Raw genomic sequence first — 26,256 nt, 5'->3', positions numbered from 1 at the left:
CACCCCGCGTGTGCGGACGCGCACTCGGACATGTTGCTAGGGTCGGCCTTGTGTCCACCGAGACCAGCATCCAGATCCCGCGCACGGCATACGAGGTGGAGCGGTTCACGCTCCCCAACGGCCTGCGCGTCGTGCTCAGCCCGGACCGCAGCGCACCGGTGATCGGTGTCGCGGTCGTCTACGACGTGGGCATCCGGTCCGAGCCCGAGGGCCGCACCGGATTCGCGCACCTCTTCGAGCACCTGATGTTCCAGGGCTCGGCCAACCTGGAGAAGCTCGCCCACTTCCGGCACGTGCAGGGCGCGGGCGGCACCTTCAACGGCTCGACCCACCTGGACTACACCGACTACTTCGAGACGGTGCCCAGCAACGCGCTGGAGCGGATGCTCTTCCTGGAGGCCGACCGCATGCGCGGGCCGCGCCTGACCGAGGAGAACCTCAAGAACCAGATCGACGTGGTCAAGGAGGAGATCCGGGTCAACGTGCTGAACCGGCCGTACGGCGGGTTCCCGTGGCTCAAGCTCCCGCCGGTCATGTTCGACACGTTCCCCAACGCGCACGACGGCTACGGGTCGTTCAGCGACCTGGAGGCCGCGACCGTGGCCGACGCGGCCGAGTTCTTCGACCGCTACTACGCCTGCGGCAACGCGACGCTCAGCGTGTCCGGCGACTTCGACTCAGCGTACGCCCGGACCCTGATCGAGCGGCACTTCGGCGACGTGCCCGCGCGCCCGGCGCCGCAGCTGGCCGACTTCGACGAGCCGGACCTGACCGCCGAGCGCCGCGAGTCCTACGTGGACCGGCTCGCGCCGCTGCCCGCGGTTGCCTCGGCGTGGCGGGTGCCGAACCCGATCACCGACTTCGCCGGCTACCTGCCGTACGTGGTCCTGGCCGAGGTGCTCACCGACGGCGACGCGTCCCGGCTGGTGGAGCGCCTGGTGCTGAAGGACCGCACGGTCACCAGCGTCGGCGGCTACCTCGGCTTCATGGGCGAGCCGTTCGAGGTGCGCGACCCCACCGCGCTGCTGCTCCAGTCGCACCTGCCGCCCGGCGGCAGCGTGGACAAGGTGCTGGTCACCATCGACGAGGAGCTGGACCGGCTGGCCACCGACGGGCTCACCCCGGGCGAGCTGGCCCGCACCCAGGCCCGCATGGCGACGCACCTGCTCCGCGAGACGGACGCCGTGCTGGGCCGCGCGCTGCGGATGGCCGTGCTGGAGCTCCAGCGGGGCAACCCGGGCCTGCTCAACGACCTGCCGCACCTGATCGCGGAGGTGACCGAGGAGCAGATCCGGTCGGCCGCCGCCGCCCTGCGCCCGCACCGCCGGGCTTCCATCGAGGTCGTGCCCGGAGGAAACCAGTGACGACGATCGCTCTGCCGGAGCTCGACGAGACCCGGCCGCTGTCGCTGCCGCTGCAGGCCGAGCGGACGCTGCCCAACGGGCTGACCGTGCTGGCCATCCGCCGGCCGAGCGTGCCGCTGGCCGAGGTGCGGCTGCGGGTGCCGTTCGCCCGCACCGAGCTGGCCGAGGCCGCGGTGCTGGCGCAGACGCTGTTCTCCGGCACCAGCACCAAGACCACCGTCCAGATCGCCGCGGACCTGCAGGCGGTCGGCGGCGGCCTGGGCGCGGGCATCGACCCGGACCGGCTGCTGATCAGCGGCAACTCGCTGGTGTCCGGGCTGGACCGGCTGCTGGAGCTGCTCGCCGAGGTGCTCCACGACGCCGCCTACCCGGAGGGTGAGGTGGCGACCGAGTCCGAGCGCCTGGCCGACCGGATCCAGGTGGCCCAGAGCCAGCCCGCCCACCTGGCGCGGGTCGCGCTGCTCAAGCGCATCTATCCGGGCCACCCGTACGCGGTGCAGACGCCGTCGGTGGAGGAGGTGCGCGCGGTGACCCCAGCGGGCCTGCGCGCGCTGCACGCCCGCCGCCTGCACCCGGCCGGGGCGACCCTGGTGCTGGTCGGCGACCTGGACCCGGAGCAGGCGGTCGAGATCGCGGCCAAGCGGCTGGGCGGCTGGGACGGCCGGGGCGAGACCGCCGAGCTGCCGCCGATCCCGGCGCTGACGCCGGGGCCGCTGCTGCTGGTGGACCGGCCCGGCGCGGTGCAGTCGTCGCTGCGCATCGCGCTGCCCGCGGTGCCGCGTACCCACCCGGACCACGCGGCGCTGCAGCTGGCCAACATGATCTTCGGTGGCTACTTCTCGTCCCGCTGGGTGGAGAACATCCGCGAGGACAAGGGGTACACCTACGGCCCGCACTCGGTGATCGAGCACTCCGTGGCCGGCTCCACGCTGACCGTCTCCGCCGAGGTGGCCACCGAGGTCACCGCCCCGGCGCTGGTCGAGACGCTGTACGAGCTGGGCCGCATCGCGGCGCTGCCGGTGGCCGAGGCCGAGCTGGAGCAGGCACGCCAGTACACCCTGGGCACGCTGCAGCTGGGCATGTCCACGCAGGCCGGCCTGGCCGGGCTGGCCAGCTCCTACGCCGGGTTCGGGCTGCGCCTGACCTACCTGGCCGACTACTCGGAGCGGCTCGTCGCGGCCACGCTGGAGGACGTGCACCGCGCCGCGGCGACGTACCTGGCGCCCGCCGTGGCGGCCCCGGTGATCCTCGGCGACGCCGAGAAGATCCAGGCCGCGGTCGCGGCGATCGTGCCGGTCGAGGTCGAGTCGAAGCCGTGAACGAGCATGAGGCGGCCCGGTCGGACCTCGACCGGGCCGCGTTCCGCCGCGCCGACCCGCAGTGGCTCGCCGACGCCTGGCAGCGCGGCCGCGTGGTCGTGGTCGGCGACGACGGCAGAGCGCTGATCCGCGACGACCGGCTGGTGCTGTTCACCTCGGCCGAGGTGGGCCCCGGCGACGCCGCGGGCGAGCCGCTGTTCCTCGCGGTGGACGCCGAGGGCATGCCGTACTTCGCGGTCAACCGCACCCTGCCCGAGGTGCCCGGCGCGGCGCCACGGCACCTGTGGGAGGTGGGCGCCGACCTGCCGCCCCGGGAGACCGCGCTGCTCACCCAGGCGCTGGCGCTGGTCCGCTGGCACCGCGACCACCTCTTCGCGCCGCGCACCGGCCGCCCCACCACGGTGGAGCAGGGCGGCTGGGTCCGCCGCGACAGCGAGGGCGAGCTGCACTTCCCCCGCACCGACCCGGCCGTCATCATGCTGGTCCACGACGGAGTGCCCGGCCCGGACGGCCGCGCGCTGCTCGGCTCCAACGTCATCTGGGCCAAGGCCGACAAGCGCCGCTACTCGACCCTGGCCGGTTTCGTCGAGGCGGGCGAGACCGCCGAGGACGCGGTGGCCCGCGAGGTCTACGAGGAATCCGGCGTCCGCGTCCACGAGGTGCGCTACCTGGCCAGCCAGGCGTTCCCGTACCCCCGCTCGCTGATGCTGGGCTTCACCGCGACCGCCGACCCCGCCGCCGACCCGATCCGCACCGACCCCGAGGAGCTGATCGACGCCCGCTGGTTCACCCGCGCCGAGATCGCCGCCGTCACCGACGGCTCCGACACCTCCTTCACCCTCCCCAACCGCTCCTCCATCGCCTACCGCCTGGTCCTCCACTGGCTCCACGGCCACGCCTGACGCCTTCCGTCGCGTTGATCATGAACTTATGGACGTGATGGGCGGCGTGTCGCCACCCCGGGACCGTGATCAACCTGGGAAAAGGGTGTGTCGGAGCGGGGGAGGGGTGGGGGTGGCGGCTTAGCCTGGGGGCCGGTCGCCCCGACGGAGGTCCCCCTTGCCGCGAGGATCCAGCCCGATCGTCCGCCGCCAGCGCCTCGGCGTGGAGCTGCGCCGCCTGCGCGAGGTCGCCGGGCTCACCGGGGAGCAGGTCGTCGAGCGGGTCGGCTGGGCGGCGAAGTCCAAGCTGTCCCGGCTGGAGAACGGCCGCAGCCGCCCCGACCTGGCCGACGTGCTGGACCTGCTCGACCTCTACCGCGTGCGCGGCCGCGACCGCGAGCAGCTGGTCGCGATCGCCCGCGACGCCGGCAACACCCGGGCCTGGCTGCGGGCCTACCCGGTGATGACCCAGCGGCAGCGGGGGTACGCCGAACTGGAGGCGGGCAGCGCCCGGATCAGGGAGTACGGCTTGGGCGTGGTGCCCGGCCTGCTGCAGACGCCGGACTACGCGCGGGTGCGCATCCTGTCCTCGTGGTCGCTGTCGGCCGGGGTGTCCGCGCCCGTGCCCGCCCAGCGGCCCGCGATCGGGCCGGTGGCCGAGCCGCCCGCGCCGCAGGAGCCGGAGACCGAGGTGGCCGCGCGGCTGGCCCGCCAGGCGATCCTCACCCGGGCGCCCGATCCGCCGCGCTACGAGGCGATCCTCGACGAGCAGGCGCTGACCGGCCGCGGCGCGCCGGACGAGGTGCGCGACGCGCAGCTGGTCCACCTCGCCGATCTCGCGTTGTTACCCAACGTGACGATCAGAGTACTGCCGCGCACCGCGACGGTCGGCCGCCACTTCGTACCGTATACGGGATTTTCTATCTATCACTTTCCCGACCCGGGGGACCCGGAGACCGTCGCGGTGGAAACGCTGGCCCGTGAGCTGGTTCTCACCGACCGCAACAGCGTCGACCGGTACGCCACGGTGTTCGGCTGGCTAACTGACGCCGCGCTCGACCCGATCCGATCCCGATCGTGGATCAGCGCCCGCATCGAAGATTCGCGCCGGAAGTAAACTACGCTCCGTCACCCGTTCGGGCGGTGCTGCTCGCCGATCGTCGCGTCTTGCTTGATTCCAGCTCGGGAAATGCACAAGCATGACATCAGCCGAATGTGGAACTTCCACCCATGGACCCACATTCGACCTCCGCCCGGCAGACAGTGACGGAGCAGCGCATGCGGTACCTGATCGTTCGCACCGAGGTACGACCCTTCGCGCCCGAGGAAGTGGTCGCGTCGTTCCTCGACGAATCGCCGCTGCGCGATGAGACCAGCAGCCCCGAGCAGCGACGACAGGTCGCCGAGGCGGACACCCTCGACGCCGCGCTCCAGCTCGCCCGTGCCCTGGCCTCGGTGGGCGCCGTGCGCTCCGGCCGCCAGCGCGTCAAGGTCGTACGCCTCGACGCGCCCCGCTGGCCGAGCTGAGCCCGGCCGGCGGGGCAGGTGTCAGGCAGGCTCGGCGGCGGTGTCCGCGATGGCCGCCAGGCGCTCCTTGACCTGGATGATGCTGGGGTTGGTGAGCGCGGAGCCGTCGGCGAAGCGGACCGTCGGGACGGTCTGGTTGCCGCCGTTCACGCTCATCACGAAGTCGGCCGCGTTCGGGTCCTGCTCGATGTCGATCACGGTGTAGTCGATGCCCTCCCGGTCGAGCTGAGAGCGCAGCCGGTGGCAGTAACCACACCACGTGGTCGAGTACATGGTCAGCATGGACGATCCTCGGGTCGGGGGAGCGGGGGCTCCGGGGGACTCTACGCAACTCAACATCCACAACACCTGGGATGATTCCTTGTTGTGACCCGATTCGCCGACGCCGACACGGCCTCGCAGGTGCTCGCCGGCCTGGACGAGGAGCAGCGGGCTGCGGTCGTCGCGCCCGCCGGCCCGGTCTGCATCCTGGCCGGCGCGGGCACCGGCAAGACCCGGGCGATCACCAGCCGGATCGCGCACCGCGTCGTCAGCGGGCAGATCCAGCCGAAGCACGTGCTCGCGGTCACGTTCACCGCGCGGGCCGCCGCGCAGCTGCGGGAGCGGCTGATCGGGCTGGGCGCGCACGGCGTACAGGCGCGCACCTTCCACGCCGCCGCCCTGCGCCAGCTGCGCTACTTCGCGCCGCGGCTGCTGCGCGGCCGGGACATGCCGCCGCTGGAGGAGAGCAAGGCGAAGCTGGTCACCCTGGCCACGGCGCGCGCCGGGGTGCGGGTCGACCGCACCGGCACCCGTGACCTCGCCGCCGAGATCGAGTGGGCCAAGGCCTGCCTGGTCGAGCCGGGGGAGTACGCCGTCGCGGCGGCCAAGGCGGGCCGGGAGACCCCGCTCGACCCGGCCCAGGTCGCCGCCGTCTACACGGCGTACGAGCAGGTCAAGCGGCAGCAGAGCGTGATCGACTTCGAGGACCTGCTGCGCGCCATGTGCTGGGGCATCGAGGAGCACCCCGACGTCGCCGAGCAGGTCCGCGCGCAGTACCGGCACTTCGTCGTCGACGAGTACCAGGACGTGAACCCGCTGCAGCAGCGGCTGCTGGAGGCGTGGCTGGGCGGGCGGCGCGACCTCACCGTGGTCGGCGACGCGGCGCAGACCATCTACTCGTTCACCGGCGCGACGTCGGCCTACCTGGTGGACTTCGCGCGGACCCACCGTGACGCCACCGTGGTCCGGCTGGTCCGCGACTACCGGTCCACGCCGCAGGTGGTGGGCCTGGCCAACGCGGTCATCCGGCAGGCGAAGGGCAGCGAGGCCCGGCTGCGGCTGGACCTGGTGGGCCAGCGCCCGGCCGGGCCGGAGCCGGACGCGCGGGTGTTCGCCGACGAGCACACCGAGGCGGTCGCGGTGGCCCGCCGCTGCGCCGAGCTGATCGCTGCGGGCACCCCCGCGGCCGGGATCGCCGTGCTGTTCCGCGCCAACGCCCAGTCGGAGACGTACGAGGAGGCGCTGGCCGAGGCCGGGGTGCCGTACGTGCTGCGCGGCGGCGAGCGCTTCTTCGAGCGGGCCGAGATCCGCCGGGCGATGGTGACCCTGCGCGGCGCCTCACGCACCGAGGACGGCCTGGACGACCTGCCCGGCACGGTCAGCGCGGTGCTCACTGGCCTGGGCTGGCAGCCCGAGCGCCAGCCGGCCGGCGGTGCGGCGCGCGAGCAGTGGGAGGCGCTGGCCGCGCTGGTGCGCCTGGCCGCCGAGTTCCGCCCGGAGCCGGGCGGCGAGGACGGGCTGGCCGGGTTCAACGCCGAGCTGGCCCGGCGCGCCCAGGCGCAGCACGCCCCGGCCGTGGACGGGGTGACCCTGGCCAGCCTGCACTCGGCCAAGGGCCTGGAGTGGGACGCGGTGTTCCTGGTCGGGCTCGCCGAGGGCACCCTGCCCACGGCGTACGCCCGCACCCCCGAGGCGCTGGAGGAGGAGCGGCGCCTGCTGTACGTCGGGGTGACCCGGGCCCGGCGCCTGCTCTGGCTGAGCTACGGCGAGGCCCGCTCACCGGGCGGGCGGCCCCGGCGCCCGTGCCGCTTCCTGCAGGGGGTGCTGTCGGGTTTCGGCGGGCACACCACCGCGCCGCGCGCCGAGCGGGCGGAGCGCCCGGCCCAGCGCCTGCCCCGCAAGACGGTGATCGTGAGCTGCCGGGTGTGCGGGGCGACCCTGTTCGGGGGGGCGGAGCGCAAGCTCGGCCGGTGCGCCGGCTGCCCGTCCTCGCTGGACGAGGAGCTGCTGGAGCGGCTGACCGACTGGCGGGCGCGGGCCGCGAAGGCGGAGAGCGTGCCGGCGTACGTCGTCTTCACCGACGCGACGCTGACCGCGCTGGCCGAACGTCAGCCTTCCGACAACGCGGGCCTGGTCCAGATCGCGGGCATCGGTCCGCGCAAACTGGAGAAGTACGGCCAGGCTGTGCTGGCCCTGCTCAACGGCGCGACGCCCGATGAACTACTGCCCGCCGAACCCGGCTCAGAAGATCTTCAAAAAGATTTGGCAACAGAGCCGTAAAACCGTTTGCGCGCTCCCGCCCGGGAGGCATAACCTTCGGTCACACCTTCAAGAGCGCGCATCAGTGCTGCTCCTGAGCGGTGATTCACGTTCTGTTCGATTCTAGGGTGCGTTGGAGAGGAGGCGAGTCCCATGGAGATCACGTTCATGACCCCGAACGCTGTGTTGCCGTCGCTCGCCGCTGCCTGCGCGCCGTCGGTCACCGTCTCGCCGAGGAACCGTGCCGTCATCGGTGGCCACGCCACCCGTGGCTTCGCGGCCCCGGCCGTCGCCGGCCTGCTGCCGGTGGCCCAGCTGCCCGTCCTGCGACAGCTGGCGTGGACCCCGATCGAGATCAAGGCGGCCGCTCCGGCGGGCGCCATGACCCTGAAGAGCACCACCCCCAGCACCATCAGCACCACCCTGGCCTACCGGGTCCAGGAGTCCACGGGCGTCAAGCTCGATGGATTCGGCGGTGTTCCACCTCGAGGTAAACCAAAGGTCTGACCAGACCACCGGCTCACCTCGAGGCCGCGGAACCCGTACACCGGGATCCGCGGCCTTAGTTATTTCCACCCCCATGGAAAGCCGATCCACGAGATCGCGATGAAAGGAAGGTGACCGGAAGATGAGTCTGGCATTGGCCCCAGCCCTCGACTTCAGCGTCGAGCTGGGTGCGGAGCTGCCCTGCCGGAAGTTCGACCCGGACCTCTGGTTCTCCGACGCTCCTGCGGAGCTTGAGCTGGCGAAGTCGCTCTGCGGCGAGTGCCCGCTCAAGGTCGAGTGCCTCTCCGGCGCTCTGGAGCGCGAGGAGCCCTGGGGCGTCTGGGGCGGCGAGATCTTCGAGCGTGGTGCGGTCGTGGCGCGCAAGCGTCCGCGTGGCCGTCCGCGTAAGGACGACCTCGCTCGCGAGGCGGCCCTGGTGGCCGAGACCGAGGCGCGCGTCGCCGCGGTCACCGCTCGCGAGTCGGTCCGGCTCGCTGCCTGAGCAGCAACTCCGCAACACCGATCCAGCCGCCTGCCGGCTACGCAACTACTCGAGAACGGAAACGAAGGAAATGAGAAGCGAGATGAGCGACATCTATATGATCCACGAAGTCATGAGCCGGGCCCGAATGCTTGAGCCTCAGACCATCCCCTCTGAGGCTTCCCGTTCCGCCCGCCAGATCATGGTTCGCGCGCGTAAGCGCGCTCGTGAGCTGTCGCAGCGCTAAGCAAGTGATGACCGAAGCTCCCGCCGGGCTGTCCAGCCGGGCGGGAGCTTCGCTCGTATCAGGGCTCCGCCCCGGGTGAAGATCGCGGTCTCGTGTCCAAACCTGCGGCCCAGCCGCACATTCCGACACGAGACCGCGATCATGGCGCGGGGTGGATCACTCCGGGTCGGCGAAGCCGGGGAGCCAGCGTTCCAGGATGGCCCGGTAGGGGGCCTTGGCCTCCAGCTGGCAGAGCACGCCGATGGAGCCCAGCGTCACCCGGTGGATCATCAGGTACGACGGGGGCAGGTTGAGCTGCCGTCCCAGCTGGTACGCGGGGCTGCGCGGGCTCGCCAGCCGGGCCGCCTCCTCCCGCAGCCAGGCACGGCTGAACCGGAACTCCTCCTCGGCCAGCGGGTCCAGCATGGGGCGCACGTAGTCGAGCACCGCCTGCGCGTCGATGTCGGAGTCCTTGCGCAGGAAACCCTCGCCACGCAGCCCGGCCAGCACCTCGTCGGCCCGGCCGGCCAGCGCCAGCCGGGTGATCCGGCCGACCGGTTCCGGCAGCCCCTGCGGCACTCGGGCCACGGCCCCGAAGTCGATCACGGCCAGCCGCCCGTCGGGCAGCAGCCGGTAGTTGCCGGGGTGCGGGTCGGCGTGCAGCAGCCCGGCCCGCTCCGGCGCGGAGAAGTGGAGCGTGGCCATCAGCTCCCCGGCCCGGTCGCGCTGCGCCACGGTGCCCGAGCCGATGATCTTCGAGAGCGGGATGCCCTCCACCCACTCGGTGACGATCACCCGGGGCGCCGCGGCCATCACCCGCGGCACCAGGAAGTCCTCGTCCCCGGCGTAGGCCTCGGCGAAAGCGCGCTGGCTGGCCGCCTCCAGCTCGTAGTCCAGCTCCTCCACGACCCGCTCGCGCAGCTCGGTGACCAGCGGTTTCACGTCCAGGCCGGGCTGGATCACCTTGAACAGGCCGGCCAGCCGGGACAGCTGGGTCAGGTCCGCGATGAGCGCGTCCCCCGCCCCGGGGTACTGCACCTTCACCGCGACCGGGATGCCCGCCCGCTTGCGTGGCAGCTTCCACTCGGCCCGGTGCACCTGGCCGATGCTGGCCGCCGCGGCCGGGGCGTCGTCGAACTCGCGGAACAGCCCCCGCCAGTCCGCGCCCAGCTGCTCGGCCAGCACCTTGTGCACGGTCGCCGCGGGCAGCGGCGGAGCCGCCTCCTGCAGCTTGACCAGCGCCTCCCGGTACGGCTCGGCCAGCGCGTCCGGCAGGGCCGCCTCGAACACGCTCAGCGCCTGGCCGAGCTTCATCGCGCCGCCCTTGAGCTGGCCGAGCACGCTGAACAGCTGCTCGGCCGTGCGCTCCTGGATCTCCGCCGAGATCACGTCGGAGGCCAGGCCGGTGACCCGCTTGCCGAAGCCGAGCACGGTGCGCCCGGCGAAACCCAGGGGCAGCGAGGCCAGCTTGGCGGTACGGGACACGGCGCGGCGCGGGATGTCGGTCACCGTGCCATTGTGGCCGACTCGCCGCGTTTCGGCCGCTCCTGAGCGGTGAAGACCGTGTGGAGATGTCGAGGTCACCGGCGCCGGGTGCAGTCGCACGCGGGATGCGGGGTCCAGGTGCGCCGCCGCCAGGGCCGTACCCCGTTGATCTCCACGGTGGTGCCGACGGTGGTCGGCTCGGCGCCATCGAGGTAGGCGAGCACCTCGGCCGCGGCGAACCCGGCGGCGGTGAGGCGGGTCGCGGCGGCGCACGGATCGCGGCCCGGCCCCGCGGCGAGCTGTGCGGCGAGCGCGGGCCAGTCCGGGTCCCGATCGGTGCGGTGCAGGTCCAGGCAGCGCAGGCAGGGGCCGCCGGAGGCGGGCACCAGCGGCCCGACCACCGCGATCCCGTCGCGTACGGCGAGCGCCAGGTGCGGCACCCGGCGGCGCGTGCCGCGGCTGGACACCGCGTACCCGACCTGCACCCGGAAGGTGGCGTCGGTGGCCCGCAGCGTGCCCGGGGGCCCGGCGGGCGGCGCCTCCGGCCGGCCCTCGGCCACCGCCGCCGACTCACCCGCGGCGGCCACCACGCCGACCTTGCCCACCCCGGCGTCCGCCAGCGTGGTGGCGACCAGCCGGGCGAGCGGTCCGGTGCCGGCCACGATCACCCGCGCCTGGGAGCGGCGCTGCAGCACGCGGGCCGGAGTGCCCGCCGTCTCGCCCTGGCGCAGCGCCAGTGCGGCGGCCTCGTCACCCAGCCGCTCCCGGCGGGACGGGGGCAGCGCGGCGGGCATCAGGGCCTGGGCGGGCACCACCAGACCGCGCTCGGCGAGGGCGGCCAGCACCGCGTACACGTCGTCGGCGCGCATGCCCAGCCGGCTCATCTCGCCGAGCAGCGCGCGCTCCGTCCGGGACCCGTCGAGCAGCTCCAGCAGCCGGGCGGCGGAGCGGTGCGGCAGTTCGAGCACGACCGCGTACTCGGGATCGGTGCCCAGCTGGACGGTGAGCGGGTCGCGCCACATCGGGCGCAGGCCCGGCAGCAGGGCCGGGCGGGTCATCGGCGGGCGGTTCACAGCCGGTCACGGTGCCAGCCGCGCGCGGCCCGGAGGCGTTTTCCACAGGCCGTCCCCCGTGATCATCAGGTTTTCCACAGGCCTGACCTGCGTTGTCCACAGATCTTGGGGAAAACTGTCGGGTAGACGACAGGAGCCCGCGGTGACCGCGGGCTCCTGTCTGCCGTTGTTCCTCAGGCCTTGCCGAGAATGCGGTTCACGGTCGTGCCGCAGACGGGGCAGGGCCCCTTGGCCATCCGCATGCCAGTCTTGGAGATCTCCACCTTGCCGGTGAAATCACGCTTTTCCTTGCACTTCACGCAGTAGCCGTTGTACTTCTCTTCGGCCACGGTTCCTCCTCATGATCCACGGTGACTCGTCCGGCGCTCGCGCTGTGACGGTGGAAGTCTGCCTGCCCTGATCGATCAGATAAGTCAGGTTACGCGGGACACGCCGGAGTCATCACGCTTGTAGAAAATGAGGCATTTTCTGGAAGTCGCCTGCGCATTGAGCAATGTCCCCTTATGCGGACAGGCCGGGGCCGTACCAGCCGGAAGAATTTTCTTGGCGAACTCGGCAAATCCCAGCAATTCTGGCGATGATCACAAGATTGACCCTTGCGGAACCCTGGCATCGGGCCGCTAGCGTCCTTGCCGTGAGCAACACCCCCCTGGTCGCCCCCGGGTGCCCCCTGGCCTGCGCCGGTCACTAGATGGCCGCCGCACGCAAACCCGTGGTTGAGGTACGGCGCAGCGAGCGCCGGCGGCGGACGGTGTCCGCCTACCGGGAGGGCGAGCGGGTCGTGGTGCTCATCCCCAGCCAGTTCTCCCGCGCGGAGGAGAGCGAGTGGGTCGGCAAGATGCTCGCCCGGCTCGCCGCCCGCGACCAGCGCAGCCAGCGCAGTGATGCCGACCTGGCGGTGCGCGCCCGGCAGCTGGCCGGCCGCTACCTGACCGAGTTCGGCGCGATCGCGGTGCCCGCCAGCGTGCGCTGGGTCTCCAATCAGCACGGACGCTGGGGTTCCTGCACGCCCGCCGACCGCACCATCCGGCTGTCCGAGCGGGTCCGCGACATGCCGTCCTGGGTCAGCGACTACGTGCTGCTGCACGAGCTGGTGCACCTGATCGTGCCCAGCCACAACGCCCGCTTCTGGGAGCTGGTCGGCCGCTACCCCCGCACCGAGCGCGCCCGCGGCTACCTCGAGGGCATCGCCGCCGCCGACGCCCGCGCGGAGTAACCCCACCCGCGCCGCCCGGCCCGGCAACGGCGTCGGCCCGCCACCTCGGGTGAGAGGTGACAGGCCGACGCCGGCGACGGTCAGGGCTGCTTGGGGCCGTCCTGCGGGGCGGGGCCCTCCTCGGTGGGCGGGAGGTCGAGGTCGTCCAGGGCGCTGAGGTCGAAGACGGCGCTGTCGGCGCCGGTGGCGTAACCGGCGGGGTCGGCGAACGCCTCCTCGTCGGGCAGCAGGTCGGGGTGGGCCCAGAGGGCGTCCCGGCCGTCCACGCCCCGGTGCTCGGTGAGCGCGGCCCACAGCGCGGCGGCCTCGCGCAGCCGCCGCGGCCGCAGCTCCAGGCCGACCAGCGCGGCGAACGTCTGCTCGGCCGGCCCGCCCGCGGCACGGCGGCGGCGGAACGTCTCGGACAGGCGCACCACGTTGGGCAGGCGGCCCTCGGCGGCGCCCTCGACGACGTGGGTGACCCAGCCCTCGACCAGGGCGAGCACCGTCTCCAGGCGGCGCAGGGCGGCCTGCTGCTGCGGGCTGTCGTCGGGGGTGAAGATGCCCTCGAGCTGCAGCTCGCTCATCGACTCGGGGTCGGCGGGGTTGACCCGGGACAGCGCCTCCTCGATGGCCTCCCGGTCGACCCGGATGCCGTTGGCGTACGTCTCGACGGCGGTGAGCACGTGCCCGCGCAGCCACGGCACGTGGCCGAAGAGGCGCTGGTGGGCGGTCTCCCGCAGGGAGACGAACAGGCGCAGCTCGCCGGGATCGAGTTCGAGGCCGGCGCCGTACGCCTTGATGTTGGCCGGCACCAGGGCGGCGGTGCCCCGGGGGCCGAGCGGCAGGCCGATGTCGCCGGCGGACAGCACCTCGACGGCGAGCTTGGCCAGCGCGGCGCCGAACTGGCCGCCGAACAGGGCGCCGCCCAGGCTGCTGATCATCGAGGCCATCGGGCCGAGCTGGGCGCGGGCCTCCGGTGGGACCAGGTCGCCCATGGCGGCGACCATGCGCTCGGCGACGGGGTCGGCGAGCTTGCGCCACACGTCCAGCGTGTTGAAGATCCACTCGTTGCGATTCCAGGCGGCGGTGGTGACCAGGCCGCTCGGCAGCGCGGTGGCGGGGTTGAGCCACAGGTCGGCCAGCCGCAGCGCCTCGTCCACCTCGGCGCGGTCGGCGGCGGACACGGCGGGGTCGCCCTCGCTGTTGAGCGAGGTGGTGGCGACCTGGCGGGCCAGGTCCCAGTTGACGGGGCCGCCGCCGGACTGGGACATGGCCATGAGCTGTTGCAACCCGGCGAGGAACTGCTGCATCTGCTGCGGGTCGTTGGGATCTGGCGGTTGGCCGCCCGGAAGGGCGAACCCGAACGGGGTGTCAGGCACGCCCTCCACCGTACGCGCACTTGAGTCCGACTGACTCATAGCGGGGGGATGATCGGGGACGAGTCAGGGTCCGGCGGGTCGCGGGGGTGCCCGGCTAGGCTGGCCGCCATGAGACGTCGCGGGTTGACTGTGGTGCTGGGCGCCGCCTTTGCCGTGCTGCTGCTGCTGGGCATCGGCCAGGTGCGGGTGCCGTACGTCGTGGAGAGCGCCGGCCCCACCGTGGACACGCTGACCGCCGTCGACGAGAACGGCGAGCTGTGCGACCCGGCGGCGAAGGACGCGGCGAAGGGCTGCCACGAGGTCATCTCGGTCACCGGCGACGGCGGCCCCGCGGTCTCGAAGTCCGACGGGCAGCTGCGCCTGGTCACGGTCAACGTGCAGTCGTCGACGGACCTGCTGTCGATCATCCGCGGCTGGTGGTCCGACGAGGAGGCGGTGGTGCCCTACGAGCTGCTCTACCCGCCGGACCAGACCCGCGAGGAGATCGACCAGCAGGGCCAGGAGGCGTTCAAGAACTCGCAGACCAGCGCGGAGACCGCGGCGCTGCGCGAGCTGGGCTACCCGGTGCGGGTGACCGTGAGCAAGGTCGTCGACGGCGGCCCGTCCGCCGGGAAGCTCAAGGTGAACGACGTCATCGACACGGTCGACGGCACCGCGGTCACCTCGAACGGCAAGCTGCTGGAGCTGATCCAGGCCAAGCCGGCCGGCACCACGCTGAAGCTCGGCGTGACCCGCGACGGCGCGCCGGCCACCGTGGAGGTCACCACGAAGGCCGCCTCGGACACCGACAGCACCCCGCGCGTGGGCATCGAGGTGGACACCAAGCAGCCGCACCCGTTCACGCTGAACATCAAGCTGGACGACATCGCCGGGCCGAGCGCGGGCCTGATGTTCGCGCTGGGCATCATCGACAAGCTGACGCCGGAGGACCTCACCGGCGGCAAGGTCATCGCGGGCACCGGCACCATCGACGACGAGGGCAACGTCGGCCCGATCGGCGGCATCCCGCAGAAGCTGTACGGCGCCAAGGACGCGGGCGCGAAGTGGTTCCTCACCCCGGTCGACAACTGCGCAGAGGCAAAGGCGAACGCGCTGCCGGGCCTGCCCCTGGTGAAGGTCGCCACGCTGGACGACGCGCTGGCCGCGCTGAAGACCATCAACTCGGGCGGTACGCCGCCTTCCTGTTAAGAAGCTGAGAACGCCCCGGTGGGAGGCCTTCCTCCCTGCCGCGCTCTTGCACGGCAACGTAGGCTTCCACCGTGGTCAACCGATCAAGTCAACTGCCGCACATGAGCCGGCGCGGTCGCGCGTGGCTCATCGTGCTGACCGGCCTGCTGATCTTCTTCGCCGTCCTGGGCTGGGTGGTGGAGGCCTGGACCGAGTGGCTCTGGTTCGACGAACTGGGCGCGACCCAGGTCTTCTCCGGGCAGCTCGGCACCCGGATAGGCCTGTTCGCGGTGTTCGGCCTGATCATCGGGGCGTTCATCTTCGGCAACCTGTACCTGGCGTACCGGCTGCGCCCGTTCCTGCCGCCCACCGGGGTGGAGCAGCAGGCGCTGGAGCGCTACCGGTACGTGCTCGGGCCGCACCTGATCCGCTGGTTCGCGCTGGCCGCGGGCGCGGTGGCCTTCTTCGCCGGCCTGGCCGCGCAGGGCCACTGGCAGCAGTGGCTGCTGTTCGAGCACGCGAAGCCCTTCAACCAGAAGGACCCGCAGTTCGGCATCGACGTCGGCTTCTACGTGTTCAAGCTGCCGTTCTGGCAGTACCTGCTGAACACCGGCTTCACGGTGACCGTGCTGGCGCTGATCGGCGCGCTGGGCGTGCACTACCTCTACGGCGGGGTGCGGCTGTCCGGCCCCGGCGACCGGATGACCACCGGCGCCCGTGCCCACCTGACCGGGCTGGTCGCGCTGTTCGTGAGCCTCAAGGCGGTCGCGTACGTGCTGGACCGCCGGGCGCTGCTGCTGGACACCATCGCGGGCACCGACCTGACCGGCGCCGGTTACACCGACATCCAGGCGCTGCTGCCGGCCAAGGAGATGCTCACCTACATCTCCGTGATCGTGGTCATCGCGATCCTGGTCTTCTCGAACGCGGTGATGCGCAACCTGGTGTGGCCGGGCGTGGCGCTGGGCCTGCTGGCCATCTCCGCGGTGGCCATCGGCGGCATCTACCCGTGGGGCGTGCAGACGTTCCAGGTCGACCCGAGCCGCAACGTCAAGGAAGCGCAGTACATCGACCGCACCATCGCGGCCACCCGCGCGGCCTACGGCCTGGACGCGGCCAAGAACACGCCGTACGTGTCGGACACCGTCGTGCCGCCGGCCACGCTGGCGCAGGACAAGACGATCGTGCCGAACATCCGACTGCTCGACCCGTCCGTGGTCGCCGACAGCTACACGCAGCTGTCGCAGGTGCGCAGCTTCTACCAGTTCGGTGACAAGCTGGACATCGACCGGTACACCATCGACGGCAAGACCGCCGACTACGTGGTGGGCCTGCGCGAGATCGAGTACGGCAAGCTGACCTCGGCCCAGAGCAACTGGATCAACAAGCACACGGTCTACACGCACGGCTACGGCCTGGTCGCGGCGCCCGCCAACACCACCGTCTGCGCCGGGCAGCCGTACTTCGTCTCCGGCTTCTTCACCGGCCAGGCGCAGGGCAGCGACCAGGGCTGCTCGTCGGCGACCGACAAGCTGCCGGTCGAGCAGCCGCGCATCTACTACGGCGAGCGCATGGGCGACGAGTACGCCATCGTCGGCAAGCCCGACGGCGGCCAGAGCGCCGAGTACGACCGGCCCACCGGTGAGGCCAGCGACGCCCGGTACACCTACACCGGGTCCGGCGGCGTGGACATCGGCTCGACCTGGCGCCGGCTGCTCTACTCGATCAAGTACGCGGAGTCGAACTTCCTGCTCGCCGACGCCGTCAACGACAACTCGAAGATCCTCTACGAGCGCGACCCGCGCACCCGCGTGCAGAAGGTGGCCCCGTTCCTGACGCTGGACGGCGACCCCTACCCGGCCGCCGTGAACGGGCGCATCGTGTGGATCGTCGACGGTTACACCACCAGCGCGAACTTCCCGTACGCGCAGCGGGTGGACCTGCAGGACGCGACCAGCGACTCGCTGACCGGCGACGGCACCTTCCGGCTCGCCCGGCAGGAGATCAACTACATCCGCAACTCGGTCAAGGCGACCGTCGACGCGTACGACGGCACGGTCAAGCTGTACGAGTTCGACGACACCGACCCGATCCTGCAGGCGTGGAACGACGCCTTCGGCGGCGACCTGATCACGAAGAAGGACCAGATCCCGGCGGAGCTGGCCAGCCACTTCCGCTACCCGGCGGACATGTTCAAGGTGCAGCGCGACCTGCTCACCCGGTTCCACGTGAACAACGCCAACGACTTCTTCAACGCGCCGGACTTCTGGGCCGTGCCGAACGACCCGGCGGGTCGCGCGGACGCCAAGCAGCCGCCGTACTACCTGCTCACGCAGCTGCCGGGGCAGACCGAGCCGCGCTTCCAGCTGACCGCCGCGGTGACCCCGCGCGAGAAGCAGAACCTGGCCGCGCTGATCTCCGGGTCGTACGTCGACGGCAAGCCGCACCTGGAGGTGCTGGAGCTGAACAAGGACGGCCGGATCCCCGGACCGGGCCAGGCGCAGCAGCTCATGGAGAACTTCGACGCGGCGCGTACCCAGCTCAACATCTGGGGCACCAACGTCGTCAAGGGCAACCTGCTGTCCCTGCCGTACGGCGGCGGCATGCTCTACGTCGAGCCGATCTACCTGAAGTCCAGCAACGACAACCCGTACCCGCTGATGAAGAAGGTGCTGGTCAGCTACGGCGACAAGATCGCCTTCGAGGACACCCTGCAGCAGGGCATCCAGAAGCTGGTCGGGACGACCACCACGCCACCGGTGGTCACCCCGGAGCAGCCGCCGCCGCCGACCACCGGATCGCCCACCTTGGCCGCCGCCGCGGCCAAGGTGAAACAGGCCATCGCCGACCTGCGCGCGGCCCAGCAGTCCGGCAACTTCGAGGCGTACGGCAAGGCGCTGGCGGCGCTGGAGGCGGCGATCAAGGAGTTCGAGGCGGCCGGCGGCAACCAGCCGCAGACCCCGGCGAGCCCGGCCCCGCCCACGCCGACGCCGACACCGGCCACGACGGGCTGATCGAGCACGGGGTGAGCGCTGAGACGGCGCTCACCCCGTGTCGATTTGCGGCCGGTGCGATCTACGCGCTAGTGTTTAGGAACCGACGCGGGGTGGAGCAGCTCGGTAGCTCGCTGGGCTCATAACCCAGAGGTCGCAGGTTCAAATCCTGTCCCCGCTACGAACAGAAGACCCGGTTCCCCTGGAGCCGGGTCTTCTTCTTTCTCCGGCTGGGGGTGACCGCTGTGACCAGGGAGGACCTGATCCGGCTGCGCCGGGCGCGCGACCGGATGGACCGCGACTACGCCCAGCCGCTGGACGTGCCCGCGCTGGCCCGCACCGCGCTCATGTCGCCCGGCCACTTCTCGCGCAGCTTCCGGGCCGCCTTCGGCGAGACGCCGTACAGCTACCTGATGACCCGCCGCATCGAGCGGGCCAAGGCGCTGCTGCGCCGCGGCGACCTCAGCGTGACCGACGTGTGCATGGCGGTCGGGTTCACCTCGCTCGGCTCGTTCAGCAGCAGGTTCACCGAGCTGGTGGGGCAGAGCCCGAGCGCGTACCGGGCCCGGGACGACCACGCCTGGCTGGCCGGGGTCCCGGCCTGCGTCGCCAAGATTTTCACCCGACCCGTCAGGAACGGAGAAGCCACGACGGGCGCCTGACCGTAGCGTGAGCTGCATGGATCTGAAAATCGCGCACAGCTTCCTGTTCACCGACGACCACGACGAGGCACTTGCCTTCTACCGCGACGCGCTGGGCCTGGAGGTCCGCACCGACGTCGGCGGTGGCAAGATGCGCTGGATCACCCTCGGCTCCCCGGAACAGCCCGAGGTGAGCATCGTGCTGACCCCGGCCGCCAGCCCGGCCGCCTCGGCCGAGGACAACGCGGCCATCGCCGAGCTGATGGCCAAGGGCGTGCTCGGCGGCATCGTGCTCACCACCGACGACGTGGACGCGGTCTTCGAGCGGGTCGCCGCGACCGGCGCCGAGGTGCTCCAGGAGCCGATCGACCAGCCGTACGGGGTGCGCGACTGCGCGTTCCGCGACCCGTCCGGCAACATGTGCCGCATCAACCAGCCCAAGTGACGTGCGGGCCGGGGCTCCCGCGTGGAGCCCCGGCCGCGCTGCTCAGGGCGTGACGGCGATGTTCGTCAGGCCGGCCGTGGCGTTGGCGACCGTGTTCGAGGCGTACACCACGTTCAGGTTGCCGGCGCACTTCGAGGTCGAGGTGATCCGGATGGCGTACTGGCCGACGCCGCCCAGGTTCGAGCTGTTGCCGCGCCACACGTTGCCGCACCCGTTCAGGAAGGCCGGGGTCGTCGCCGGGTTGTGCGTCTCGTAGCCGTTGACGAACGTGCCGGGCGAGGCGAACGTGCCGGTGTTGTTCTCGATGAGGTAGCCGATGCCCTTGACGTCGATCCAGGAGTCGGCCGAGTTCTGCCCGGAGATGCCGCGCCCGTCGAAGGTGTTGCCCCGGATGACGCCGCTGAACGTGCCCTCCTTGACGTCGATGTGCTCGGCGGCGACGTACGGGCCGATCCGGTTGTTGAGCACCTGCACCCGGTCCGAGCGGTCCGCCCCGCCGGAGTTGCCGTGGCAGGCCCAGTTGGACCCGGCGGAGCCGAGGTAGACGCCCTCGCCGTAGCCGGGCTGCACCAGGCCGGTGTACTCGATGACCGAGTCGCGGATCACCCCGTCGGCCGAGGAGCGGCGGAAGTGCACCCCCTCGTCCTCGGTGTGGTGCACGTACACGTTGCTGATGGTGACGTGGTGCGAGTTGTCGAGCACGATGCCCTTCTTGGACTCGGCCACGGTGAACCCGTCGAGCTTCCAGTAGGGCGCGTCGAACAGCCACAGGCCGTAACCCGAGTCCCAGCCTGCGGTGGGCTGCGGGCACGAGGGCGCGGTGCCGCTCGGGCCGTCGTTGATCAGGACCGCGGAGCGCGGCCCGGTCAGCGTGATCGGCAGGCTCGCGGTGCCGGGCCGGGTGGTGGTGAACGCGCCGCGGTAGGTGCCCGCCGCGAGCCTGATGACGGCGCCCGGGACCGCGCTGTTAAGGGCACTGGTCAGCTGCGCGGCGGAGGCCACGTCGACCACCGGCCCGTTCGGCGGGGGAGTCGAGGTCGGCGATACCGACGGCGACGGGGACGCCGAGGGCGAGGCCGGTGCCGAGGGGGAGGCCGACGGCCCGGCGGTGCGGGACGGGGACGCCGAGGGCGCGGGGCCGCCGCCGCAGGCACTGCCGTTGACCGTGCAATTGAGCGGCAGGCCCAGCCCGGCGGCGTTGAAGCCGAAGGTCTGCGAGGCGCCCGGGTTGACGGTGCCGTTCCAGCTCACGTTGACGAACCGGTAGCGCTGGCCGGTCTGGGTGCGGGTGGCGCTCCACGAGGAGCTGACCGTGGTGCCCGCGGGCAGGTCGAACTCGACGGTCCAGCCGGTGGCGGCCGCGTCGCCGCTGTTGGTGATGGTGACGTCGGCGCCGTACCCGCTGCTCCACGTGCTGACCCGGGTGACCGTGACGGTGAGCACCGGCCCGGCCGCGTGCGCGGGGGTGAGCAGGTAGGGCACCGCGGCGCCCAGCAGGGCGGCGGCCAGCGTGACGGCGGCCGCGCGGAAGGGTCGCATCGACTGGCTCCTTTCTCGAAGGAAGGTTGCCAGTTATCGAACACCGTGGAAGCCGTCCTGCCAAGAGGATGGCGTCCACAAATGTGGTTGATTTAAGGATTGGACACGGTCGACAACGGTGACCTAGTCTGTACCAGCCGACGCGGGGTGGAGCAGCTCGGTAGCTCGCTGGGCTCATAACCCAGAGGTCGTCAGTTCAAATCTGGCCCCCGCTACCACGATCGAGACCCGGTTCCCTCAGGGAGCCGGGTCTCGTGTTTCCGCGGGACAATGGCCGCATGGCAGTGCGGACCATCGACGAGTACATCAGCGCGCAGCCCGAAGCCGTCCGGCCGGTCCTGGAGCGGGTGCGGCAGACGATCCTGGCCGCCGCGCCGCCCGAAGCCGGGCAGACCATCAGCTACGGCATCCCCACGGTCACCCTCGACGACCGCTACCTCGTCTACTTCGCGGGCTGGAAGCACCACATCTCGCTCTACCCGGTGCCCGACGGGGACGAGTCGCTGGAGGCGGCCGTCGCGCCGTACCGGGCGGCCAAGGGCACGCTGCGCTTCCCGCTGCGCGAGGCGATCCCGTACGACGTGATCACCCAGGTGGTCGCTGCCCTGCTGGCCCGGCGCCCGGCTTGAGTCAGGGCAGCCGGTTCACCGCGAACCGGCGCTTGGCCAGCTGCTCGCGCAGGCTCTCCGGGCAGCTGCCCGGCCCCTCTGCCAGCACCGCGCGGATGTCGGGCCCGAGCGCGTGCCCGAGCCCGTCGCTGAGCTGCGCCGCCTGCTGCCACAGCGCCCGGGCGGCGGCCCAGTCGGTGCCGGCCGTCGCCGAGGCGAGCAGATCCAGGGCGTACGCCTGCCGCAGCGGGTCGGCCAGCGCCTGCGCCAGCTCCAGCGCCACCTGCGCGTGCCGGGCGGCCGCCGCGGGCCGTCCGAGCTGGAGTTCCACCTCACCCAGCCCGTGGTTCAAGTAGACCGTGGTGTGCGTGTCGCCGCTGTGCCCGGCCATCTCCAGCCCGCGCCGCATGTGCCCGGCGGCCTGCTCGAACCGGTGGTCGTTGTAGTCGAGGTGGCCCAGGTTGAGCAGCAGCAGGGTCGCGTAACGCGGATCGTCGCCGTAACCGGCCAGGTGCAGCGCCGCCGTCAGGTGCTCCCGGGCGAGTTCGGGCTCGTCCGCTCCGTTGTAGACGCCGCCCAGGTTGATCAGAAGCGGGCCGATGGTCAGCGGGTCGCCGTGCTGCCGGGCCACGGCCAGCCCCTCCTGGTAGTACGCGATGGCCTCGCCGCGCCGGCCGAGCTGCTTGCTGGCCACGCCGAGCCCGTTGAGGATCTTCGCGAGGCCGAGCAGGTGCCCGTCGGCGCGGGCGGAGGCCAGCGCGGTCTGGTAGACCTCGTGCCACTCGGCCCAGATCCGGCGCCGGTGGTAGTACGCGAACAGCGCCGTGGCCAGCTGCCACGCCTGCCGGTGCAGGCCCGCGGCGGCCAGCGCGCGCACGGCGGCGGCCAGCCCGGCCCGCTCGGTCTCGAACCAGGCCGTGGCCTGCGCGCGGGAGGTGAACCGCAGCGGGAAGCGCGGGGTGCGCACCTCGACCGGCAGCGGCCCCGCCGCCCGCGGGCTCAGCAGGGGGTACGCCGTGTACGCGGTGTCCAGGTACCAGTCGGCGACCCGGCGTACCGCGTCGATGCGCGCCTGCGGCGGGTCCTCGGCCGCGGCCCGCTCCAGAGCGTGGATCCGCACCAGGTCGTGCAGGCGGTAGTCGGTGCCGTCGCGCACCACCAGGTTGCTCCGCGCCAGCGAGGTGAGCAGCGAGTACGTCTCCCCGGGCGAGCGGTCGCAGAGCGCCGCGGCGCTGGCCACGCTGATCACCCGGCCGGGGTGCACCGCGAGCAGCCGCAGCAGCTCGGCGTGGGCGGGCGCGAGGTCGCGGTAGGACTGGTCCAGGATCGCGCGGATGCCGGCGTCGCCGCCGTCGATCTCCAGCGCGGTGAGCCGCCGGTCCTCCGGCACAAGGTCCTGCAGCACCAGGTCGATGCCGTGCTGCGGGTCGGCCGCCAGCCGGCAGCCGACGATGCGCAGCGCCAGCGGCAGCCGGTCGCACAGGTCGGCGATCCGCGCCAGGCGGGTGCCGCGCTCGGCTCCGGCCAGCCGGCCCACCGTGCCCAGCAGCTCCAGAGCCTGCTCCGGAGTCAGCCCGGCGACCCGCAGCAGCCGGGCGCGCTCGTGCACGGCGAGGCTCTCCAGCGCCACCCGGGACACCACCAGCACGGTGACCTCCGGGTCAGCCGGCAGGGCGGCCCGCACCGTGTCCGCGTCGGCGGCGTTGTCCAGGATCAGCAGCGCGCGGCCGGTCAGCTCGCGCAGGTCGGCGGCCGGGCGGGCACCGTCCCGGCCGAGGTCGGCGTGGTACGTGCCGCCCGGGAAGTGCCCGGCGCGCAGGTGCGCCCACCGTACGACCAGCGTCGACTTGCCCGCCCCGCCGACGCCGTGCACCACCGCCAGCCGCGCGCCGGGCGGTGCGTCGAGCAGCTCGTCCAGCCCCGCCTGCTCGCCGGGACGGGGCACGAAGTCGGGGATCGGTGCGGGGAGGTCACGGGCTCCCACGACGGCCGCCTCGGAGCGCGCCGCGGGCACCGAGAGCAGCGGGTCCTCCCGCAGCACCGAGGTGTGCAGGGCGCGCAGCTCGCTGCTCGGCTCGATGCCGGTGCCCGCGATGAGGCGGCTGCGGTAGCGGGCGTACGCGGCGCTCGCACCCGCGGTCTGGCCGCTGCGGTGCAGCGCCAGCATGTGCAGCGCGGTGAACCGCTCCCGCTCCGGGTGCTCGGCCGCGGCACGGGCCAGCTCGGGCATCCGCTCGCGGTGCCGGCCCAGCTCCAGCTCGGCCTGCAGCCAGCTCTCCAGCGCGACCAGGCGCAGCTCCTCCAGCTCCTGGCCGACCCGCTCGCGCACCCGCGCCCCGGCGACGTCGGCCAGCACCGGCCCGCGCCACAGCCCGAGCGCCTCCTCCAGCAGCGGGCCGCGCCGCTCCACCGGGGTCGAGCGGTGCACCGCCTGCGCCACCAGCGACCGGAACCGGTGCGCGTCGACCCGGTCGTCGCCGACGCTCACCGCGTAGCCGGTGCCCTCGGTGCGCAGGGTGGGCGCGTCCGGGTACGCCGCGAGCTGGGCGCGCAGCCGGGCCACGTGCGCCTGCACGGCACGCCGGGCTTTGGCCGGCGGCTCGCCATCCCAGAGCAGGTCGATCAGGCGGTCCATCGGGATGGCCCGGCCGGGCTCCAGCAGCAGCAGGGCCAGCAGGCAGCGTTCCCGGCGGCGTCCCAGCGGCACCGGCGCGTCGCCGGACTCCACGCGGAACGGCCCGAGAACCCGGAACTGCATGGGCTGCATGATAACGAGGTCCCGCCCGTGGCAACCCGATGGCAACAGCACGGCAGTTCGCACGTGCGAATCTGGTACCCGACCGGCCGCTGCCGGCCGTGCCTACGGGGGTGGGCAGATCTCATGCTGCCCGAGGCAGGAGGGCTCAGGCCGAGGCACCGGTCTGAGCCCTTCGTCATGCCGGGCGCCTCTCTCACCCGCTCCGGCATGCATTCCGTCGGGCGCGGTCCCTAGGATCGACGGGTGCATGACGCATCCGAGGTGTTGAGCAGGATCTTCGGCTACGACTCGTTCCGCGGCGAGCAGCAGGAGATCATCGATCACGTGGTGGGCGGTGGGGACGCCCTGGTGCTCATGCCCACCGGCGGCGGCAAGTCGCTGTGCTACCAGATCCCCGCGCTGGTGCGGCCCGGGGTCGGGGTCGTGATCTCGCCGCTCATCGCGCTGATGCAGGACCAGGTCGACGCGCTGCAGGCGCTGGGCGTGCGGGCCGGCTTCCTCAACTCCACCCTCAGCATCGACGAGCGGCAGCTGGTCGAGGCCGAGTTCCTGGCCGGCGAGCTGGACCTGCTCTACCTCGCGCCCGAAGGCCTCAGCAGCGGCTCGGCCATGCGCCTGCTGGAGCGCGGCAAGATCTCGCTGTTCGCGATCGACGAGGCGCACTGCGTGTCGCAGTGGGGCCACGACTTCCGCCCCGACTACCTGGCCCTGTCGGTGCTGCACGAGCGCTGGCCGGACGTGCCGCGCATCGCGCTCACCGCGACCGCGACCACGGCCACCCGCCGCGAGATCGCGCAGCGGCTGGAGCTGACCGGCGCCCGGCACTTCGTGTCGAGCTTCGACCGCCCCAACATCCAGTACCGCATCGTGCCGAAGAACGACCCGAAGAAGCAGCTGCTGGAGCTGCTGCGCACCGAGCACGCCGGGGACGCGGGCATCGTCTACTGCCTGTCCCGGGCGTCGGTGGAGAAGACCGCCGAGTTCCTCGTGCAGCAGGGCATCGAGGCGCTGCCGTATCACGCCGGCCTGGACGCGGCGACGCGGGCGGCCAACCAGTCCCGGTTCCTGCGCGAGGACGGGCTGGTCATGGTGGCCACCATCGCGTTCGGCATGGGCATCGACAAGCCGGACGTGCGCTTCGTCGCGCACCTGGACCTGCCCAAGTCGGTCGAGGGCTACTACCAGGAGACCGGCCGCGCCGGGCGCGACGGCCAGCCCTCGACGGCCTGGCTGGCGTACGGGCTGCAGGACGTGGTGCAGCAGCGCAAGATGATCGACAGCTCGGCCGGCGACGCGGCGTACCGCCGGGGACTGGCCGCGCACCTCGACGCGATGCTCGCGCTGTGCGAGACGGTGCAGTGCCGCCGGGTGCAGCTGCTGAACTACTTCGGCCAGACCGCCGAGCCCTGCGGCAACTGCGACACCTGCCTGAACCCGCCGGAGCAGTGGGACGGCACGGTGCCCGCGCAGAAGCTGCTGTCCACCGTGCTGCGGCTGCAGCGCGAGCGCAACCAGCGCTTCGGCGCCGGGCAGTCGATCGACATCCTGCTCGGGCGCCGCACCGACAAGGTGGCCCAGCACCGCCACGACGAGCTGACCGTGTTCGGCATCGGCACCGAGCTGCAGGAGTCGGAGTGGCGCGGCGTGGTGCGCCAGCTGCTCGCCCAGGGGCTGCTCGCGGTGCAGGGCGAGCACGGCACGCTCGCGCTGACCGACGCCAGCGCCGACGTGCTGGGCCGCAAGCGGCAGGTGATGATGCGCCGCGAGCCCGAGCGCCCCGCGCGCAGCTCGGGCTCGTCGCGCAAGGCTGCCGCCGCCACGGCAGTGGCCGAGCTGCCGGCCGAGGCGCAGCCGCTGTTCGAGCGGCTGCGCGCCTGGCGGGCCGCGACGGCGAAGGAGCAGGGCGTCCCGGCGTACGTCGTGTTCCACGACGCGACCCTGCGCGAGATCGCCGCCCAGGCGCCCGACTCGCTCGCGAAGCTCCGCCTGATCAGCGGCGTCGGCGAGAACAAGCTCGCCAAGTACGGCGACGGCATTCTGGAGGTCCTCGCCGAGGCCTGAGCCGCACCGCCGGGTAGAGGGTTGGCACTCCATCGACGTTGACGAAATTGTAAACCTCCTGTTTCATGGGTCGTGATGAGAGCGCTCTCCTGCCTCAAGTAATGA

Annotated in this window: 22 protein-coding genes and 2 tRNA genes; 17 read left to right on the top strand and 7 right to left on the bottom strand. The window is 72.2% G+C overall.

What is annotated here, in order from left to right:
- The first annotated feature begins 68 nt into the window (after positions 1-68).
- The 5 genes from Cba03nite_RS06405 (at position 69) to Cba03nite_RS06385 (ending at position 5,091) form a co-directional block, all read left to right on the top strand.
- Complete coding sequence (locus Cba03nite_RS06405) at positions 69-1,364, top strand: M16 family metallopeptidase (RefSeq protein WP_373315733.1); 1,296 nt, start codon at positions 69-71, stop codon at positions 1,362-1,364.
- Positions 1,361-2,683: a M16 family metallopeptidase gene (locus tag Cba03nite_RS06400; RefSeq protein WP_203742979.1), complete on the top strand. Its 1,323-nt coding sequence runs from the start codon at positions 1,361-1,363 to the stop codon at positions 2,681-2,683. The genes Cba03nite_RS06405 and Cba03nite_RS06400 overlap by 4 nt, the downstream gene beginning before the upstream one ends.
- A complete protein-coding gene (gene nudC, locus Cba03nite_RS06395; RefSeq protein ID WP_203742977.1) occupies positions 2,680-3,585 on the top strand; it encodes an NAD(+) diphosphatase in 906 nt (301 codons plus the stop codon). Before Cba03nite_RS06400 ends, nudC begins: the two co-directional genes overlap by 4 nt.
- 157 nt (positions 3,586-3,742) lie before the next feature.
- Positions 3,743-4,681 (top strand): helix-turn-helix domain-containing protein, encoded by a 939-nt coding sequence (locus Cba03nite_RS06390; RefSeq protein WP_203742975.1) that lies wholly within the window; start codon positions 3,743-3,745, stop codon positions 4,679-4,681.
- A gap of 161 nt (positions 4,682-4,842) precedes the next feature.
- Entirely contained in the window at positions 4,843-5,091 is a 249-nt protein-coding gene (locus tag Cba03nite_RS06385; RefSeq protein ID WP_203742973.1) for a hypothetical protein, read from the top strand.
- Positions 5,092-5,112: 21 nt separating this feature from the next.
- Here the strand turns inward: Cba03nite_RS06385 and Cba03nite_RS06380 are convergent, their stop codons facing one another.
- Positions 5,113-5,373, bottom strand: a complete 261-nt coding sequence (locus Cba03nite_RS06380) for a mycoredoxin (RefSeq protein ID WP_203742971.1) — start codon at positions 5,371-5,373, stop codon at positions 5,113-5,115.
- An 84-nt stretch (positions 5,374-5,457) separates the two neighbouring features.
- On the opposite strand from Cba03nite_RS06380, the gene Cba03nite_RS06375 reads away from it, so the two are divergent.
- From Cba03nite_RS06375 to Cba03nite_RS06365, 3 genes are all read left to right on the top strand, one after another.
- Positions 5,458-7,632 carry an ATP-dependent DNA helicase UvrD2 gene (locus tag Cba03nite_RS06375; RefSeq protein WP_239125507.1) on the top strand — a complete coding sequence of 725 codons (2,175 nt, stop codon included), beginning with the start codon at positions 5,458-5,460 and terminating at the stop codon, positions 7,630-7,632.
- Between the two features lie 132 nt (positions 7,633-7,764).
- Complete coding sequence (locus Cba03nite_RS06370; RefSeq protein ID WP_203742969.1) at positions 7,765-8,118, top strand: hypothetical protein; 354 nt, start codon at positions 7,765-7,767, stop codon at positions 8,116-8,118.
- A gap of 121 nt (positions 8,119-8,239) precedes the next feature.
- Positions 8,240-8,599 (top strand): WhiB family transcriptional regulator, encoded by a 360-nt coding sequence (locus Cba03nite_RS06365; RefSeq protein ID WP_203742967.1) that lies wholly within the window; start codon positions 8,240-8,242, stop codon positions 8,597-8,599.
- Positions 8,600-8,981: 382 nt separating this feature from the next.
- Here Cba03nite_RS06365 and Cba03nite_RS06360 read toward each other — a convergent pair whose 3' ends face one another.
- The 3 genes from Cba03nite_RS06360 to Cba03nite_RS06350 all read right to left on the bottom strand — a co-directional run bounded on the left by Cba03nite_RS06360 (position 8,982) and on the right by Cba03nite_RS06350 (position 11,691).
- On the bottom strand, positions 8,982-10,313 hold the full coding sequence (locus tag Cba03nite_RS06360; RefSeq protein ID WP_203742965.1) for an ABC1 kinase family protein: 1,332 nt from the start codon (positions 10,311-10,313) through the stop codon (positions 8,982-8,984).
- Positions 10,314-10,384: 71 nt separating this feature from the next.
- Positions 10,385-11,362, bottom strand: a complete 978-nt coding sequence (locus Cba03nite_RS06355; RefSeq protein WP_203742963.1) for a hypothetical protein — start codon at positions 11,360-11,362, stop codon at positions 10,385-10,387.
- Between the two features lie 173 nt (positions 11,363-11,535).
- Positions 11,536-11,691: a DUF5679 domain-containing protein gene (locus Cba03nite_RS06350; protein WP_166381884.1), complete on the bottom strand. Its 156-nt coding sequence runs from the start codon at positions 11,689-11,691 to the stop codon at positions 11,536-11,538.
- Positions 11,692-12,053: 362 nt separating this feature from the next.
- On the opposite strand from Cba03nite_RS06350, the gene Cba03nite_RS06345 reads away from it, so the two are divergent.
- Positions 12,054-12,578, top strand: coding sequence for a M48 metallopeptidase family protein (locus Cba03nite_RS06345; RefSeq protein WP_203742961.1), 525 nt, complete (start codon positions 12,054-12,056; stop codon positions 12,576-12,578).
- Positions 12,579-12,658: 80 nt separating this feature from the next.
- On the opposite strand, the gene Cba03nite_RS06340 is transcribed toward Cba03nite_RS06345, so the two are convergent.
- Positions 12,659-13,939: a zinc-dependent metalloprotease gene (locus Cba03nite_RS06340; RefSeq protein ID WP_203742959.1), complete on the bottom strand. Its 1,281-nt coding sequence runs from the start codon at positions 13,937-13,939 to the stop codon at positions 12,659-12,661.
- Positions 13,940-14,047: 108 nt separating this feature from the next.
- Here Cba03nite_RS06340 and Cba03nite_RS06335 point away from each other — a divergent pair, with 108 nt between their 5' ends.
- The 5 genes from Cba03nite_RS06335 to Cba03nite_RS06315 all read left to right on the top strand — a co-directional run bounded on the left by Cba03nite_RS06335 (position 14,048) and on the right by Cba03nite_RS06315 (position 19,185).
- A complete protein-coding gene (locus tag Cba03nite_RS06335; protein ID WP_203742957.1) occupies positions 14,048-15,127 on the top strand; it encodes a YlbL family protein in 1,080 nt (359 codons plus the stop codon).
- Positions 15,128-15,228: 101 nt separating this feature from the next.
- Entirely contained in the window at positions 15,229-18,120 is a 2,892-nt protein-coding gene (locus Cba03nite_RS06330; protein WP_203742955.1) for a UPF0182 family membrane protein, read from the top strand.
- A gap of 86 nt (positions 18,121-18,206) precedes the next feature.
- A tRNA-Met gene (locus Cba03nite_RS06325) sits at positions 18,207-18,280 on the top strand.
- A gap of 109 nt (positions 18,281-18,389) precedes the next feature.
- The gene (locus Cba03nite_RS06320) at positions 18,390-18,761 is read left to right on the top strand and encodes a helix-turn-helix transcriptional regulator (RefSeq protein WP_203743307.1); all 372 of its coding nucleotides are present in this window, start codon (positions 18,390-18,392) and stop codon (positions 18,759-18,761) included.
- A 16-nt stretch (positions 18,762-18,777) separates the two neighbouring features.
- Complete coding sequence (locus Cba03nite_RS06315; RefSeq protein ID WP_203742953.1) at positions 18,778-19,185, top strand: VOC family protein; 408 nt, start codon at positions 18,778-18,780, stop codon at positions 19,183-19,185.
- A 42-nt stretch (positions 19,186-19,227) separates the two neighbouring features.
- On the opposite strand, the gene Cba03nite_RS06310 is transcribed toward Cba03nite_RS06315, so the two are convergent.
- Positions 19,228-20,724 carry a cellulose binding domain-containing protein gene (locus tag Cba03nite_RS06310; RefSeq protein WP_203742951.1) on the bottom strand — a complete coding sequence of 499 codons (1,497 nt, stop codon included), beginning with the start codon at positions 20,722-20,724 and terminating at the stop codon, positions 19,228-19,230.
- 141 nt (positions 20,725-20,865) lie between these two features.
- On the opposite strand from Cba03nite_RS06310, the gene Cba03nite_RS06305 reads away from it, so the two are divergent.
- Both Cba03nite_RS06305 and Cba03nite_RS06300 read left to right on the top strand, forming a co-directional pair.
- Positions 20,866-20,942, top strand: a tRNA-Met gene (locus Cba03nite_RS06305).
- 60 nt (positions 20,943-21,002) lie between these two features.
- Complete coding sequence (locus tag Cba03nite_RS06300) at positions 21,003-21,353, top strand: iron chaperone (RefSeq protein ID WP_203742949.1); 351 nt, start codon at positions 21,003-21,005, stop codon at positions 21,351-21,353.
- Position 21,354: 1 nt separating this feature from the next.
- Here Cba03nite_RS06300 and Cba03nite_RS06295 read toward each other — a convergent pair whose 3' ends face one another.
- Positions 21,355-24,090: an AfsR/SARP family transcriptional regulator gene (locus tag Cba03nite_RS06295; protein ID WP_203742947.1), complete on the bottom strand. Its 2,736-nt coding sequence runs from the start codon at positions 24,088-24,090 to the stop codon at positions 21,355-21,357.
- A 243-nt stretch (positions 24,091-24,333) separates the two neighbouring features.
- Here Cba03nite_RS06295 and recQ point away from each other — a divergent pair, with 243 nt between their 5' ends.
- Entirely contained in the window at positions 24,334-26,151 is a 1,818-nt protein-coding gene (gene recQ, locus Cba03nite_RS06290) for a DNA helicase RecQ (protein ID WP_203742945.1), read from the top strand.
- Positions 26,152-26,256 lie beyond the last annotated feature (105 nt).

Origin of the sequence: Catellatospora bangladeshensis, from assembly GCF_016862575.1 — a bacterium.
In the GTDB taxonomy this organism is placed as follows: Bacteria; Actinomycetota; Actinomycetes; order Mycobacteriales; family Micromonosporaceae; genus Catellatospora; species Catellatospora bangladeshensis.
The sequence above is the reverse complement of the archived record's forward strand: the minus strand, read 5'-3'. Positions and strand labels throughout refer to the sequence as shown.

Excerpts from the sequence above, each read along its gene's own strand:
- Cba03nite_RS06385 (WP_203742973.1), top strand. The coding sequence starts at position 4,843 with ATGCGGTACCTGATCGTTCGCACCGAGGTACGACCCTTCGCGCCCGAG.
- Cba03nite_RS06380 (WP_203742971.1), bottom strand. The coding sequence starts at position 5,373 with ATGCTGACCATGTACTCGACCACGTGGTGTGGTTACTGCCACCGGCTG.
- Cba03nite_RS06370 (WP_203742969.1), top strand. The coding sequence starts at position 7,765 with ATGGAGATCACGTTCATGACCCCGAACGCTGTGTTGCCGTCGCTCGCC.
- Cba03nite_RS06365 (WP_203742967.1), top strand. The coding sequence starts at position 8,240 with ATGAGTCTGGCATTGGCCCCAGCCCTCGACTTCAGCGTCGAGCTGGGT.
- Cba03nite_RS06345 (WP_203742961.1), top strand. The coding sequence starts at position 12,054 with ATGGCCGCCGCACGCAAACCCGTGGTTGAGGTACGGCGCAGCGAGCGC.
- Cba03nite_RS06335 (WP_203742957.1), top strand. The coding sequence starts at position 14,048 with ATGAGACGTCGCGGGTTGACTGTGGTGCTGGGCGCCGCCTTTGCCGTG.
- Cba03nite_RS06330 (WP_203742955.1), top strand. The coding sequence starts at position 15,229 with ATGAGCCGGCGCGGTCGCGCGTGGCTCATCGTGCTGACCGGCCTGCTG.
- Cba03nite_RS06320 (WP_203743307.1), top strand. The coding sequence starts at position 18,390 with ATGGACCGCGACTACGCCCAGCCGCTGGACGTGCCCGCGCTGGCCCGC.
- Cba03nite_RS06315 (WP_203742953.1), top strand. The coding sequence starts at position 18,778 with ATGGATCTGAAAATCGCGCACAGCTTCCTGTTCACCGACGACCACGAC.
- Cba03nite_RS06310 (WP_203742951.1), bottom strand. The coding sequence starts at position 20,724 with ATGCGACCCTTCCGCGCGGCCGCCGTCACGCTGGCCGCCGCCCTGCTG.
- Cba03nite_RS06300 (WP_203742949.1), top strand. The coding sequence starts at position 21,003 with ATGGCAGTGCGGACCATCGACGAGTACATCAGCGCGCAGCCCGAAGCC.
- Cba03nite_RS06295 (WP_203742947.1), bottom strand. The coding sequence starts at position 24,090 with ATGCAGTTCCGGGTTCTCGGGCCGTTCCGCGTGGAGTCCGGCGACGCG.